Below are 14,314 nucleotides of genomic sequence, written 5' to 3'. Positions count from 1 at the left end.
TCACCGCGCCGTAACCGAAACCCGCTCCGCCTCAATCCGCTGATCCACCACACCGTCCCCCGCCCGCTCCAGATGCCGGCACAACACCACCGACCCTCCCGAGGCCAACGCCCCGTACAACCCCGCGTTCAACCCCTCCCACGTGTCATACGGCAACCCCGACAGAATCCGCGCCCCCGGCCCCGTCAACCCCAGCTCCGCCGCCTCCGCCCGAGCCCGCTCCACCACCTCCGCCCCGCTGAACTCCCGCCCGGCCACGATCAGCGCCGCCGCCTCCGGATCCACCGGCGCGTACGGCACGAACCGGTCCCCCTGCCCCGGCACCTCCACCGCGTAATCGGCGAAGCCCTCCGGCGGGGCAGGCACGAACCGCCCCCCGAGCGGCCGCAGCGCCAGCGCGATCCGCGGCCCCGAGCACGCCCGCGCCGCCTGAAGCGACTCCGGCTCCGGCCCGCTCACCACCACGTCCGCCGCCGCCGGGTCACCGGCCACGTCGGCGACGACCCCCACCGACGCGCACGCCAGCAGCCACACCGCCGTCTGCCAGTGCGCGGGCAGCAGCAGCGCGACCCGGTCACCGGGTTCGACGGACAGCTCGTCCTGGAGCAGATTCGCGGTCTTGGCCACCCAATTGGCGAAGGTGGCGACGGAGAGTTCGACGCGTTCGCCGGTGGCGTCGTCGTAGAAGGTCACCAGGGGGCGTCCCGGGTCCGCGGCGAGCGCGGAAGTCAGCAGGTCGGCAGGGGTGCGGTCGGTCGCGTTCACCCGCGCAAGCGTACGCGGGCCCGAAGGCGCGCCCCGGGCGGACGGGGCACATCACCACCACCGGATCGGGCGAAAAACCCTACGACCCGTCACATCCCGTATGGACAGGTTTGTCCAGTCGTGTCCAGGATCAGGGGCATGCATGGATTCCTCACTTCCTCCATAGGCGTCACCTGCGCGGCCGCCCTGGCCCTCCCGCTCACCGCCGCACCCGCGACGGCGACGGCGGCCACCGGAAGAGCGGCACCGGCATCGGCACCGGACCGGACACCGGCCGGGGCGTACGTCCCCGGCAGCACCCAGTCGCTGCCACTCGCGCCCCTCACCGGCGACCGCGCCTCCACCGCCCCCGGCATCGCCGTACAGGGCGTCCCGCGCCGGGACACACGGCGCTTCTCCCTGGTCGGCGTCGTCTGGGACGACCCGGCGACCGCACTGCACGGCCGCGTCCAGATCCGCACCCGCGCCACCGAAACCGGCGCCTGGTCCGACTGGCAGGACCTGGAGACGCACAACGCCGACCACGCCGCCGACCCGGGCACCGCCGAGGGCGCGTCGGGCGGGGTGCGCGGCGCCACCGCACCGCTGTGGGTGGGCGACTCTGACGGTGTGGAGGTACGGGTCCGCGCGGCGGACGAGAACGACACCACCGCCCCCGCCACGACACCGCTCCCCACCGGCATGCGCCTCGAACTCGTCGACCCCGGCGAAGGCACCCCACCGCAACCCGCCACCGACACGGCGTCCCCCGCCAAGGGCCCCCGCACCACCGCCCTGCCCCCCGGAACCACCGAGGCCGTCGAGCCCGCCGAACCCGTCGACGCCGCCGCGGCCGCCGAGGCCCTCGGATCCACCGAGTCCGCCGAGGTCTTCGCGTCCGTCGAGGGCCTCGACGCCTCCGCCGCCAACGCCGCCCTCGCCCCCCTCGGCGCCACCGAGATCCCCGCGCTGAGCCGGCTCCAGACCGAGAAGGAGGCCCTCACCCTCGGCACCCTGACGGAACAGCAGAAGGCCAAGCCGTACGTCGGTCCGCGCCCGGGCATCACCACGCGCCGCGGCTGGGGCGCGGACGAGAAGCTGCGCGAGAAGAAGTTCGTGTACACGAAGAAGGTCAAGGCGGCCTTCGTGCACCACTCGGCCACCGGCAACAACTACCGCTGCTCGCAGGCCCCGTCAGTCATTCGCGGTATCTACCGCTACCACGTCAAGAGCATGCGCTGGCGGGACATCGGCTACAACTTCCTCGTCGACAAGTGCGGAAAGATCTACGAGGGCCGGGCCGGGGGAGTGTCGAAGCCGGTGCTGGGTGCCCACACCATGGGCTTCAACTCCAACAGCATGGGAATCGCGGTCCTCGGCACCTACGGCTCGAAGAAGCCGTCGTCCGCCGCCGTCAAGGCCGTCGCCCGGCTCACCGCGTGGAAGCTCGGCCTCTACGGCGTGAATCCGCGCGGCAAGACATACCTGAAGTCCGGCGGTGGCAATCTCTACCGAAAAGGCAAGAACGTACGACTGAACGTCATCTCGGGTCACCGCGACGGCTTCTCCACGAGCTGCCCCGGCACACAGCTCTACAAGAAGCTCGGCTCGGCCCGTTCCTCGGCGGCGAAGTACCAGGGCCGCTGAGGACGCCACACCGCACGGCCATCGAAGGCGCCATGGAACGGTCTGCATACACTGGCCGGCCGAAAGACAGTTCGGCCGGTCCCGGCAGGAAGCAGAGACGACAGGTGACAGAAGCGATCCTCCTGGTCGGCGGTAAGGGCACACGGCTGCGCCCGCTCACGGTGCACACCCCGAAGCCCATGGTGCGGGCGGCCGGCGTGCCGTTCCTCACGCATCAGCTGGCGCGGGCGAAGGCGGCGGGCGTCGAGCACATCGTCCTCGCGACGAGTTACCTGGCGGAGGTCTTCGAGCCGTACTTCGGGGACGGCTCGTCGCTGGGCCTCCACCTCGAGTACGTCACCGAGGAGGAGCCGCTCGGCACCGGCGGCGCGATCCGCAACGTGGCGTCCCGGCTGCACTCGGGCCCCGACGAGCCGGTGCTCATCTTCAACGGCGACATCCTGACGGGCCTGGACATCCGCGCCCTCGTGCGCACCCACGAGACGACGGGCGCGGACGTCTCCCTGCACCTGACGAAGGTGACGGACCCGAGGGCGTACGGCCTGGTCCCCACGGACGACACGGGCCGGGTCCTGGCGTTCCTGGAGAAGCCGCAGACGCCGGAGGAGATCGTCACCGACCAGATCAACGCGGGGGCGTACGTCTTCCGCCGTTCGGTCATCGACACCATCCCGGCGGGCCGCCCGGTCTCGGTCGAACGGGAGACCTTCCCGGAACTCCTCGCCACCGGAGCGCACCTCCAGGGCATGGTCGACTCCACCTACTGGCTGGACCTCGGCACCCCGGCGGCCTTCGTGCGCGGTTCGGCCGACCTGGTCCTCGGCCGCGCCCCGTCCCCGGCGGTGCCGGGCCGCTGCGGCGACCGCCTGATCCTGCCCACGGCCACCGTCGCGCCCGACGCCAAGCTGACCGGCGGCACGGTGGTGGGCGAGGGCGCCTTCGTCGCGGAGGGGGCGCGCGTCTTCGGCAGCACGATCCTGCCGGGCGCGGTCATCGAGCCGGGCGCCGTCATCACCGACTCCCTCATCGGCACCCGCGCCCGCGTCGGCACCCGCTCGGTCCTCACGGACACGGTCATCGGCGACGACGCGATCATCGGCGCCGACAACGAACTCCGCGCAGGAGTCCGAGTCTGGTGCAACGCCCACATACCCCCAGCCTCCCTCCGCTTCTCCTCAGACACCTAGGCCGCCTTAGCTGCGGGCAGCAGTGCCGCTGGGGCGGCACGGGTGGGCGCAGCGGCACCCCGCAGCGCCGGGCCACACGACCCACCCCCGGCCCACACGCACCCCGGGCGCCTCATAACCGGCGCCCCACCCCCACCCCGCGCACACCCCACCGCCGACCGGACAAACCCCGCGTACCGATCCGCCCCTGTGCCCCGCCCACCGCATCAGGCAGCATGTCTGCATGTCCGTACTGACGCGCGACGAAGCGCAGACCCGTGCCCAGCTCCTCGACGTCCACCACTACGCGATCGACCTCGACCTGACCGGTGGCGACGAGACCTTCGACTCCCGCACCGTCATCCGGTTCACCGTCCGCGCCGGGACGGGCACCACGGACACCTTCGTCGAGGTCAAGCCCGCCGAGCTGCGCAGCGTCACCCTCGACGGACAGCCCCTCGACCCCGACGCCCTGGACGAGAACCGCCTGCCGCTGAAGAACCTCACCCCCGGCGAGCACGAACTCCGCCTCGACGCGGCCATGAGCTACTCCCGCACCGGCGAGGGCATGCACCGCTTCACCGACCCCTCCGACGACGAGACCTACGTCTACACCCAGCTGTTCATGGACGACGTGCAGCGCGTCTTCGCCGCCTTCGACCAGCCCGACCTCAAGGCCGTCTTCGACCTCACCGTCACCGCCCCCGCCGGCTGGACCGTCCTCGCCAACGGCATCACCGAGCACACCGGCGACGGCCACTGGAAGGCCGCCACCACCCCCCTGATCTCCACCTACCTCGTCGCCGTCGCCGCCGGCCCCTGGCACTCCGTGCGCACCGAGCACCGCGGCCTGCCCTTCGGCCTGCACTGCCGCCGCTCCCTCGCCCCCCACCTCGACGCCGACACCGACGAACTCTTCGAGATCACCCGGCAGTGCTTCGACCGCTACCACGAGAAGTTCGCCGAGCCCTACCCCTTCGACTCCTACGACCAGGCGTTCGTCCCCGAGTTCAACGCCGGCGCCATGGAGAACCCCGGCCTCGTCACCTTCCGCGACGAGTTCGTCTTCCGCTCCGCCGTCACCGACACCGAACGCCAGACCCGCGCCATGGTCGTCGCCCACGAGATGGCCCACATGTGGTTCGGCGACCTCGTCACCCTCAGGTGGTGGGACGACATCTGGCTGAACGAGTCCTTCGCCGAGTACATGGGCTACCAGACCTGCGCCGAGGCCACCCGCTTCACCGGCACCTGGACCGACTTCGGCCTCACCCGCAAGCCCTGGGGCTACGACGCCGACCAACGGCCCTCCACCCACCCCGTCGCCCCCGAGAACGTCCCCGACACCGCCTCCGCCCTCCTCAACTTCGACGGCATCTCCTACGCCAAGGGCGCCTCCGCCCTGCGCCAGCTCGTCACCTGGCTCGGCGAGAAGGACTTCCTCGCCGGCATCAACACCCACTTCGAGCGGCACAAGTTCGCCAACGCCACCCTCGCCGACTTCATCGACTCCCTCGCCTCCGCCACCGAACGCGACGTCCACGCCTGGGCCGACGCCTGGCTGCGCACCACCGGCGTCGACACCCTCGTCCCGCACGTCACCGGCGACAACGGCACCCGCGCCCTCACCGTCGACCACCAGGGCACCCGCCCCCACCGCATCGCCGTCGGCCTCTACGACCGCGACCTCACCGACGAGGGCCGGCTCACCCTGCGCGAACGCCTCGACCTCGACGTCCCCCAGAGCGCACCGCGGCCCATCGGCAAGCTCCCCGCCCTGATCGTCCTCAACGACGGCGACCTGAGCTACGCCAAGATCCGCTTCGACGCCGAGTCCGCCAAGGCCCTGCGCGAGGGCCTCTCCGGCCTCCCCGACCCCCTCACCCGGGCCGTCGTCTGGAACGCCCTCCGGGACGCCGTCCGCGACGGCGAACTCCCCGCCACCGCCTACCTCGACACCGCCCGCGCCCACCTCCCGCACGAGACCGACCTCGCCCTCGTCGCCGGCGTCCTCTCCTTCGCCGCCGCCCAGGTCGCCGACCGCTACCTCACCCCCGAGCAGCGGCCCGCCGCCCTGGCCACCCTCTCCGACCTGTGCCGCGACCTCATCCGCCGCACCGAGGACGGCGACCACCCCGGCCTGCGCCTGATCGCCGTACGCCACTCCATCGACGCCGCCGCCCACCCCGACACCATCGCCGCCTGGCTCGCCGACGGCACCGTCCCCGGCGGCCCCGAACTCGACCCCGAACTGCGCTGGCGCATCCTCACCCGCCTCGCCGTCCTCGGCGCCACCGACGAGACGGCCATCGCCGCCGAACTCGAACGCGACCCCAGCGCCACCGGCCAGGAAGGCGCCGCCCGCTGCCGCGCCGCCCTGCCCGACGCCGAGGCCAAGAGCCGCGCCTGGGCCGCCATGTTCGCCACCGACGACCTGTCCAACTACCTGTTCACCGCCACCGCCCGCGGCTTCTGGCAGCCCGAACAGGCCGACCTCGTCGCCGACTACGTCCCCCGCTACTACGCCGAAGCCGTCGCCGTCGCCGCCCGCCGCGGCCCCGCCATCGCCGACGCCGCCGGCCGCTGGGCCTTCCCCGCGTACGCCGTCGACGCCGACACCCTGCGCCTCGGCCGGGAATGCCTCGACGCCGCCGACCCGATCCCCGCCCTGCGCCGCAAGCTCGTCGACCAGCTCGACGACCTCGCCCGCGCCCTGCGGGTCCGCGAGAACCAGGCCGGCTGACCCCGGCGGCGCGGCCGGCCCCCGGCACACGGAGGCCGGCCGCACCGCCGTACCGAGACACCCACCTCCACGGAAGTACCCCCTTTCGGGTTCTGATCCCCGGGCTTTCCGGGCGCGGACACGCCCACGCGGCCACCCTGTAATCGCCGTCCCCGCGCCCCCTCCGTGGAAGGACACCCCGCGATGAACACCCCCGACACCCCCCGCGACCTCGTCGGCATCGGCATCGGCCCCTTCAACCTCTCCCTCGCCGCACTCGCCGACCCCCTCACCGCGCTGAACGCCGTCTTCTACGACCAGCGCCCCGCCTTCCACTGGCACCCCGGCCAGCTCATCGACGGCGCCCGCATCCAGGTCCCCTTCCTCGCCGACCTCGTCACCCTCGTCGACCCGGCCAGCCCCTGGACCTTCCTCAACCACCTACGGGCCCGCGAACGCCTCTTCCCCTTCTACTTCGCCGAACGCTTCCACATCGAGCGCGCCGAGTACGACGCCTACTGCCGCTGGGTCGCCGAACACCTCCCCGCCCTCCGCTTCCACCACCAGATCGACGCCGTGCGCTGGAACCCCGAACGGGCCCTCTTCGAGGTCGACTACACCCAGCTCGACGCCGACGGAGAAGCCGAAGCCCTCGGCCGCACCCACACCCGCAACGTCGTCCTCGGCATCGGCACCGAACCCCACGTCCCCGACCCGCTGCGCCCCCTCGTCGACGCCCCCGGCGTGCCCGTGATCCACTCCGCCGACTACCTGGCCCACCGCGACACCCTGCTCGCCGCCGACCACATCACCGTCATCGGCACCGGCCAGTCCGGCGCGGAGATCTTCCTCGACCTGCTCCGCCACCGCCCCGCCGGCCGCGAACGCCTCCACTGGCTCGGCCGCACCGAGGCCTTCGCCCCCATGGAGTACTCCAAGCTCGGCCTGGAGCACTTCACCCCCGACCACACCCGCTACTTCCACACCCTGCCCGAGGCCGTCCGCGACCGCCTCGTCGCCGACCAGTGGCAGCTCCACAAAGGCATCGACGCCGACACCAGCGCCGACATCCACGACGAGCTCTACCGCCGCACCCTCGACGGCGGCTGGCCCGACACCGTCCTCACCCCCGGCGTCCGCGTCCGCACCGCCGGCCGCATCGCCGGCACCCGCATCGAACTCCACCTGGAACACGCCCAGCAGAACACCCGGTCCCGCCTCACCACCGGCGCCGTCGTCCTCGCCACCGGCTACCAGGAACGTCCCCTCGACCGCGTCCTCGCCGGCCTCGACCCCTACATGCGCCGCGACAACCGCGAACGCCCCCGCATCGACGAGCACTTCCGCCTCGTCCTCGATCCCGTCGTCGCCGGCAACGTCTACGTGCAGAACGCCGAGACCCACACCCACGGCGTCGGCGCACCCGACCTCGGCCTCGCCGCCTGGCGCAGCGCCACCATCCTCAACGACCTCACCGGCGACGAGCCCTACCCGCTGCCGGCCCGGACCGCGTTCACCACCTTCGGCCTGCACGCACGACGGCCCCAGATCCCGACCGCACGCCAGTACCGGGAACTCACCCCACTGGCGGACGGAATCTGAGGCCGCGAACGCTTCAGCGCATCAGAACACCGGCGTACCGTTCCGCGTCAACGACCAGTCCACCGACGCGAAGTCCTTCGGGTCCAGCACACCCTTCGCCGTCACCCACTCGGCGATCCGCGTCCGGATCTCCGTCGACTCCGACCACAGCTCCTTCGCCGACGCCACATGCGGGAACGCACCCCCGCCGTTGGCCCGGTAGTTGTTCACCGCCAGCACGAACTGCTGCGCGTCGTCCAGCGGGGCACCCTGGTGGGCCAGGTTCTTGATCCGCGAACCGGCCGGCTGCGCGACGTCGATCTCGTACGTCAGCCCCGACACGTAGTCGTAGTTGTAGTCCGGGCGGCCGTTCGCGTTCGTCAGCTTCTCCACGTCCACGGGCGCGCCCGCCGCCGTCTGCACGTAGTACTCCGCCGAGAACTCCAGGTACGCCCGCAGCTGCGCCCCCGTCATCAGCTTCGCCACCAGCGTGTTGTCGTACACGTACAGGCTCGACAGGTCCCGGATCGTCACCTCGCCGGCCGGGATCTCCGACGTCCGCGAGAACGGCGACGCCTGCGCGAGGACCGGCAGCGACGCGTACTCCGTACCCGCCAGCGCCTGACGGACCACGTCCTCCTGCACCTTGGTGATCAGGTCGATGATCGGCGCGTCCTTGTACCGCGCCTCCACCGTCGTCAGCGTCTCGGTGGCCGTCCCGACGACCTGGTTGACGTACGCCACCACCTTCGCGTGCTCGTCCGCCAGCAGCCTGCCGATCCGCGGGTCGTCCGCCACCGTGCTCGAGTCGCGCAGCGAGGCCCGCACCGACTCCACGTGCCAACGGCCGCGCTCGAAGACCAGGTCGAAGTCGAACACGGTGAGCCGCTCGGCGAAGCACAGCGGCTCCGACAGCACGACCGTCTTCCCCGTCTTCTCGTTGACGACCTTCAGCTCCGGGATCTCCACGTGCGCGTGCCCCACGAGGATCGCGTCGATGCCCGGCACCAGCCGGGCCACATTGGCCGCCGCGTTCTCCACGTACGGCAGCTGGTCACCGTAGGACGACGTCCCCGACGAACCCGAGTGCGCCGACACCACCACCACGTCCGCGCCCATCGAACGCAGCTTCGGCACCCACTTCGCCGCCTGCTCCTCCAGCCCCGGGAACGCCAGCTTCCCCTGCACGTACGCCTTGTCCCAGATCGCGATGCCCGGGTTCGTCAGCCCCAGCACCGCCACCTTCACCGGCGGGCCGCCCTTCACCCGGAACGTCTTCATGAAGTACGGCGGGAAGGCCGGCTTCAGCGTCTTCGCGTCCACCGCGTTCGCACCCAGCAGCGGGAAGTCGCACTGCTCCTCGAACGTCCGCAGCGTCTCGATGCCGTAGTTGAACTCGTGGTTGCCGAGCGCCACCGCGTCGTAGCCGATCGCGTTCATCGCCTGCGCCATCGGGTGCACCGGGCCGCCCTTGGCGGTGATCGGGTCCACCTTCGCGTAGTAGTACGTCAGCGGCGTGCCCTGGATGGTGTCACCCGCGTCCAGCAGCAGCGTGTTGTGCCGGCCCCGCTCCTCGCGGATCCGGTTCACCAGCGTCGAGATACGGGCCAGGCCCTGGGCGTTGCCCTCGGCGTCCGCGTACTCCGCGTCCTTGAAGTAGTCCCAGTTGAAGACGTGCCCGTGCAGATCGGTCGTGCCGAGCACCGTCAGCGCGTACCGCTTCGGCTTCTTGTGGCCACGGTTGCCCTGGTGCGCGGAGGCCGCCTCGGCCGCCGGAGCCGCCGCCGCGCCGGCCAGCGCCACCCCCGCCCCCGTCACGGCGGACCTGCTCAGGAACTTCCGGCGGTTCAACGGCATGGCTGACTCTCCTCGGTGGCCTGTCACATCATCAACAACGCGCGTAGATTCTGTCCTGAGCATGGTGCCTGTCAAGAGTGAGAACCGGATTTCACGCTCATCGGAGCGAACCGCCGCACAATTCAACACTTGTCAATGACCCTTTACTCAGAGGTTGTTGAGTAGTCATGTGTGGCCAATTCGCTACCCGGCGGTAGGTCATAGGCTCGACCCATGCGCCGAGCAAAGATCGTCTGCACACTGGGGCCCGCCACCGACTCGTACGACCAGATCAAGAGCCTGGTCGACGCCGGAATGGACATCGCCCGCTTCAATTTCAGTCACGGCACCCACGCCGAGCACGAAGAGCGCTACCACCGGGTCCGAAAGGCCTCCGACGAGACCGGCCACAGCGTCGGCACCCTCGCCGACCTTCAGGGCCCGAAGATCCGGCTCGGCCACTTCACCGAAGGCCCCGTACTCCTTGAACGCGGCGACACCTTCACCATCACCGTCGAAGAGGGCGTCGACGGCGACCGCCACGGCTGCGGCACCACCTACGCCGGCCTCGCCGACGACGTCACCCCCGGCGAACGCGTCCTCGTCGACGACGGCAAGGTCTGCCTCGAAGTCACCGGCGTCGACGGCCCCCGCGTCCACACCACGGTCGTCGAGGGCGGCATGGTCTCCGACCACAAGGGCCTCAACCTCCCCGGCGTCGCCGTCTCCGTCCCCGCGCTCTCCAAGAAGGACGAGGACGACCTGCGCTGGGCCCTGCGGGCCGGCTTCGACGTCGTCGCCCTCTCCTTCGTCCGCAGCGGACGCGACATCCTCGACGTCCACCGCATCATGGACGAGGAGGGCCGCCGCCTCCCCGTCATCGCCAAGGTCGAGAAACCCCAGGCCGTCGAGAACATCGAGGACATCGTCGCCGCCTTCGACGGCATCATGGTCGCCCGGGGCGACCTCGGCGTCGAAATGCCCCTCGAACAGGTCCCGATCGTCCAGAAGCGCGCCATCAAACTGGCGAAGCGCAACGCCAAGCCGGTCATCGTCGCCACCCAGATGCTCGACTCCATGATCGACAACGCCCGTCCGACCCGCGCGGAGGCCTCCGACGTGGCCAACGCCGTCATCGACGGCACGGACGCGGTGATGCTCTCCGGCGAGACCAGCGTCGGCAAGCACGCGACCGACACGGTGCGCACGATGGCCCGCATCGTCGAGGCGGCCGAGGAGGACATCCTCGCGAAGGGGCTGCCGCCGCTGACCGACCGCAACAAGCCCCGCACCCACGGCGGCGCCGTCGCCCGCGCGGCCGCGGAGATCGGCGACTTCCTCGGCGCGAAGTACCTGGTCGCGTTCACCCAGTCGGGCGACACCGCCCGTCGCCTCTCCCGCTACCGCTCACCCATCCCGCTCCTCGCCTTCACCCCGGAACCGGCGACCCGCTCCCAGCTGAACCTGACCTGGGGCGTGGAGACCTTCCTGGGCCCGCACGTGGACAGTACGGACGCGATGGTCGACCAGGTCGACGACCTCCTCACGCAGTACGGCCGCTGCAAGAAGGGCGACGTGGTGATCATCACGGCCGGCTCCCCACCGGGAGTCTCGGGCACGACAAACCTGGTCCGAGTCCACCACATCGGCGAGGACGACAGCCCGAAGTAGCGGCTCAGTATTTACCGCCGACGTACGCGTCCATCAGAGCGACGGAGGCTTTCCGGGCGACGGAGATGTTGAAGGGGTCGCTGCCGCGCGCGAGGGTCGTCCACTCGACACCGACCGTGTCGAGGGCGTCGGTGAAGAGCTTCCGGATGTCGTCGGACTTGTTGGCGAAAAGGTACCGGGGGTACTCGTAGCGCTTGCGGACACCGCCCACGAGCCGGGTGGTCCAGTTGATGATCCGGCAGCCGTCGGAGTGGATCAGACCGCGGATGAAGCTCCAGGAGTGCGCATCCACGATCGCCTGTTGCCAGGGACGGAGGGTGATCCGGCGATCGTGCTTCTTGCCGGGGCCGTGCTGGGGAAAGAGGCACGGCAGGTGCTTCGAGTAGACCTTCACGTTGTGACAGCCGGTCTTGCGGACCCGACAGGTGGCGTTGTCGGGAAAGACCGCACGCATGGCCCGCTCGCAGTCGTCGATGAGTCCGGGCCACGAGTCGGCACAGGTGATCATGAGGTTGGGCACGCGGTGTTCGGAGTAGTGACTGATGTGGCCGTCGCCCAGGTAGAGGCCCAGCAGGTAGCTGTAGGCGCCTTCGTCCAGTTCCCGCCCGTCACACCTGGGACAGCGTGGATCATGTCTGCCCGGACATTCGCCCCGCTCGGCGCGGTCAAGGTGTTTCCAGTAGCCGATCGTGCCCATCGGCACGGTCAGTGCCCGGGCCACCTCCGCATTCCTCGCGCCGCCGCGCAGCAGAGCCACGGCTTTCTGTCGTACGTCAGTGCTGTGGATACTCACACGTTCACCGTGCGTCACCAGTGGGCGCCATGGGCAGCGAAAAGCGGAGGTTCACGAGAACGTGAGCCTCCGCTCGGAAATGTGCCCGGTGTGGGATTCGAACCCACATGCCCAAAGGGCACGGCATTTTGAGTGCCGCGAGTCTGACCAGTTCCTCCAACCGGGCAAGATTGGTGATCGCTCGGAAGTGTACCGGTTCACTGCGATCCGTCGCAGCTAGGTAGGCTCATGGCAGCAGTACCGCCCGCCCCGGAACAAGGAGCGCCCACGTGACCGCCCCCGAGTCGCCCCAGCCCGCTGACGTGCCCGAAGACGACAAGTCGCACGTGCCTCCGCTGACGACCCGCGTCGTCATCGCCGAGGACGAGGCGCTCATCCGGCTGGATCTCAAAGAGATGCTGGAGGAGGAGGGGTACTCCGTCGTCGGTGAGGCCGGTGACGGGGAGCAGGCCGTGGAGCTGGCCCGGGAGCACCGTCCCGACCTCGTGATCCTCGACGTCAAGATGCCCAAGCTGGACGGCATCTCCGCGGCCGAGAAGATCGCCGAGGAGAGCATCGCGCCGGTGCTGATGCTGACCGCGTTCTCGCAGCGCGACCTCGTGGAGCGGGCGCGGGACGCCGGGGCGATGGCGTATCTGGTGAAGCCGTTCAGCAAGAGCGACGTCGTCCCGGCGATCGAGATGGCCGTCTCGCGGTTCACGGAGCTGAAGGCGCTGGAGCAGGAGGTCGCGGACCTCTCGCAGCGGCTGGAGACGCGCAAGCTGGTGGACAGGGCGAAGTCGGTGCTCCAGACGCAGTACGGGCTGACGGAGCCGGCCGCGTTCCGGTGGATCCAGAAGACGTCGATGGACCGGCGGATGTCGATGCAGCAGGTGGCCGAGGCGGTCATCCAGGACGCCGAGGAGAAGAAGGCGGCCAAGGGCTGACGCCCGAGCACTTCTCGCGAGGCCCGTGTTCCCTGTGCGGCAGGGGGCGCGGGCCTCGTCGTGTTCTCCCCACCGTCCCTGCACAGAACCGTCCGCCGCTGGTGCCGCGTCCTGCTCTAGGGTGCCGCCAGGCACCGGAACGCCGGGCACCGGAGCGGGGGAGGGGCTGTGGAGCAGGCAGGGACGGCGCTCGCCGGGCGTATCGCCGAGCGGCGGGCGGGGGTCGGTGATCCGCGGGCGCTGGTGGGCGAGATGCGGAGATCGGTGCTGCTGGTTCCGCTGGCCGACGGCGGTCTGTGGAGCGCGCGTTCGGGCGGGGTGCGCTGGGTCTGCGCCTTCACCGACGAGGCCGCGCTGGCGCGTTTCGCCCTGCTGCACGCGCCGGGTGGCCGGCCGGTGGAGTACGCGGAGCTGCTGGGTGCCCGCATCGTCGACGAGGTCGTGCCGTCGCTGGGTGAGCCGGCGGGGCTGGCGGTGGACATCGCGACGGAGGACGGGTCGATGTTCTTCCCGCCGGTCGTGGGCATCGTGCCGGACGGGGCCGCCGTGGACGCGGGTGAGGGGGTGCGGGCGTGAGCGGGGACGGGCCGGACCTTCAGTTCGACAAGGCGGCGGTCGCGAAGTTCACCAAGGGGCTGGGCGGCACGATCGACCAGCTCGGTGAGATCGGTGACTCCACGGGCTCGGTGATGGGCAAGGGTTTCTCCGGGCTGGCGATGACCGGTATGGAGGCCGGGCACCACGGTCTGTCGACGGACTTCGAGGACTTCTGCGAGCGCTGGGAGTGGGGTGTGCGGGCCCTGGTCCACGACGCTAGCGAGATCGCCAACCGTCTGGGGCTCGCCGCGGGCACGCAGTGGGAGCACGACCAGTACGTCGAGGGCGCGCTGAAGGTCGGGGTGAACTCGGTGATGGGCGGTAATCCGCACGCGTCGGAGGAGGAGATCACCCAGCAGGGCTGGGGTGAGGTGTTCACGCCGGACTATCTGGACCCGGACTGGAGTCCGGAGTCGTTCGAGCGGGCGGGGCAGGACATGTCGCAGACGTGGAAGGACACCGGCCGCACGGTGCTGACCGAGGGCGAGGGCGGGTTCCGGGCGGACCTGATGAACCAGGCGCTCGGGATCTCGGACGAGCAGTTCGACCAGGCGTTGGACGACACGTTCGGTCCGTCGCCGCAGGAGCGCGCACAGCAGGCACAGCAGGGTGAGTCCGGGGGGAACTGAGC

The 14,314-nt window shown here is 70.6% G+C and carries 11 protein-coding genes and 1 tRNA gene; 8 read left to right on the top strand and 4 right to left on the bottom strand.

Annotated elements, in window-relative coordinates:
- On the bottom strand, positions 1–765 hold the full coding sequence (locus GTW67_RS02175) for a TIGR03089 family protein (protein WP_161163084.1): 765 nt from the start codon (positions 763–765) through the stop codon (positions 1–3).
- Between the two features lie 138 nt (positions 766–903).
- On the opposite strand from GTW67_RS02175, the gene GTW67_RS02170 reads away from it, so the two are divergent.
- From GTW67_RS02170 to GTW67_RS02155, 4 genes are all read left to right on the top strand, one after another.
- The gene (locus tag GTW67_RS02170; RefSeq protein ID WP_161163083.1) at positions 904–2,391 is read left to right on the top strand and encodes a peptidoglycan recognition protein family protein; all 1,488 of its coding nucleotides are present in this window, start codon (positions 904–906) and stop codon (positions 2,389–2,391) included.
- A gap of 104 nt (positions 2,392–2,495) precedes the next feature.
- The gene (gene manB, locus GTW67_RS02165; RefSeq protein WP_161163082.1) at positions 2,496–3,578 is read left to right on the top strand and encodes a mannose-1-phosphate guanylyltransferase; all 1,083 of its coding nucleotides are present in this window, start codon (positions 2,496–2,498) and stop codon (positions 3,576–3,578) included.
- A 223-nt stretch (positions 3,579–3,801) separates the two neighbouring features.
- Positions 3,802–6,300 carry an aminopeptidase N gene (pepN, locus tag GTW67_RS02160; protein WP_161163081.1) on the top strand — a complete coding sequence of 833 codons (2,499 nt, stop codon included), beginning with the start codon at positions 3,802–3,804 and terminating at the stop codon, positions 6,298–6,300.
- 183 nt (positions 6,301–6,483) lie between these two features.
- The gene (locus GTW67_RS02155; protein ID WP_161163080.1) at positions 6,484–7,881 is read left to right on the top strand and encodes a lysine N(6)-hydroxylase/L-ornithine N(5)-oxygenase family protein; all 1,398 of its coding nucleotides are present in this window, start codon (positions 6,484–6,486) and stop codon (positions 7,879–7,881) included.
- Between the two features lie 21 nt (positions 7,882–7,902).
- Here GTW67_RS02155 and GTW67_RS02150 read toward each other — a convergent pair whose 3' ends face one another.
- Complete coding sequence (locus GTW67_RS02150) at positions 7,903–9,717, bottom strand: bifunctional metallophosphatase/5'-nucleotidase (RefSeq protein ID WP_161163079.1); 1,815 nt, start codon at positions 9,715–9,717, stop codon at positions 7,903–7,905.
- A gap of 213 nt (positions 9,718–9,930) precedes the next feature.
- Between GTW67_RS02150 and pyk the strand changes: the two genes are divergently transcribed.
- Entirely contained in the window at positions 9,931–11,367 is a 1,437-nt protein-coding gene (gene pyk / locus GTW67_RS02145) for a pyruvate kinase (protein ID WP_161163078.1), read from the top strand.
- Positions 11,368–11,371: 4 nt separating this feature from the next.
- Here pyk and GTW67_RS02140 read toward each other — a convergent pair whose 3' ends face one another.
- Positions 11,372–12,160 (bottom strand): helix-turn-helix domain-containing protein, encoded by a 789-nt coding sequence (locus GTW67_RS02140; protein WP_161163086.1) that lies wholly within the window; start codon positions 12,158–12,160, stop codon positions 11,372–11,374.
- An 82-nt stretch (positions 12,161–12,242) separates the two neighbouring features.
- A tRNA-Leu gene (locus GTW67_RS02135) sits at positions 12,243–12,326 on the bottom strand.
- A gap of 103 nt (positions 12,327–12,429) precedes the next feature.
- On the opposite strand from GTW67_RS02135, the gene GTW67_RS02130 reads away from it, so the two are divergent.
- The 3 genes from GTW67_RS02130 to GTW67_RS02120 all read left to right on the top strand — a co-directional run bounded on the left by GTW67_RS02130 (position 12,430) and on the right by GTW67_RS02120 (position 14,312).
- Positions 12,430–13,086, top strand: coding sequence for a response regulator (locus GTW67_RS02130; RefSeq protein WP_161163077.1), 657 nt, complete (start codon positions 12,430–12,432; stop codon positions 13,084–13,086).
- Positions 13,087–13,254: 168 nt separating this feature from the next.
- Positions 13,255–13,662 (top strand): hypothetical protein, encoded by a 408-nt coding sequence (locus GTW67_RS02125; protein WP_161163076.1) that lies wholly within the window; start codon positions 13,255–13,257, stop codon positions 13,660–13,662.
- Positions 13,659–14,312, top strand: coding sequence for a hypothetical protein (locus tag GTW67_RS02120; RefSeq protein WP_161163075.1), 654 nt, complete (start codon positions 13,659–13,661; stop codon positions 14,310–14,312). The genes GTW67_RS02125 and GTW67_RS02120 overlap by 4 nt, the downstream gene beginning before the upstream one ends.
- Positions 14,313–14,314 lie beyond the last annotated feature (2 nt).

Source organism: Streptomyces sp. SID5910, assembly GCF_009862125.1.
Classification (GTDB): Bacteria; Actinomycetota; Actinomycetes; order Streptomycetales; family Streptomycetaceae; genus Streptomyces.
Note: the sequence above shows the minus strand (reverse complement) of the source record. Positions and strands in the feature narration are given on the sequence as shown.

Excerpts from the sequence above, each read along its gene's own strand:
- GTW67_RS02170 (WP_161163083.1), top strand. The coding sequence starts at position 904 with ATGCATGGATTCCTCACTTCCTCCATAGGCGTCACCTGCGCGGCCGCC.
- pepN (WP_161163081.1), top strand. The coding sequence starts at position 3,802 with ATGTCCGTACTGACGCGCGACGAAGCGCAGACCCGTGCCCAGCTCCTC.
- GTW67_RS02155 (WP_161163080.1), top strand. The coding sequence starts at position 6,484 with ATGAACACCCCCGACACCCCCCGCGACCTCGTCGGCATCGGCATCGGC.
- GTW67_RS02150 (WP_161163079.1), bottom strand. The coding sequence starts at position 9,717 with ATGCCGTTGAACCGCCGGAAGTTCCTGAGCAGGTCCGCCGTGACGGGG.
- pyk (WP_161163078.1), top strand. The coding sequence starts at position 9,931 with ATGCGCCGAGCAAAGATCGTCTGCACACTGGGGCCCGCCACCGACTCG.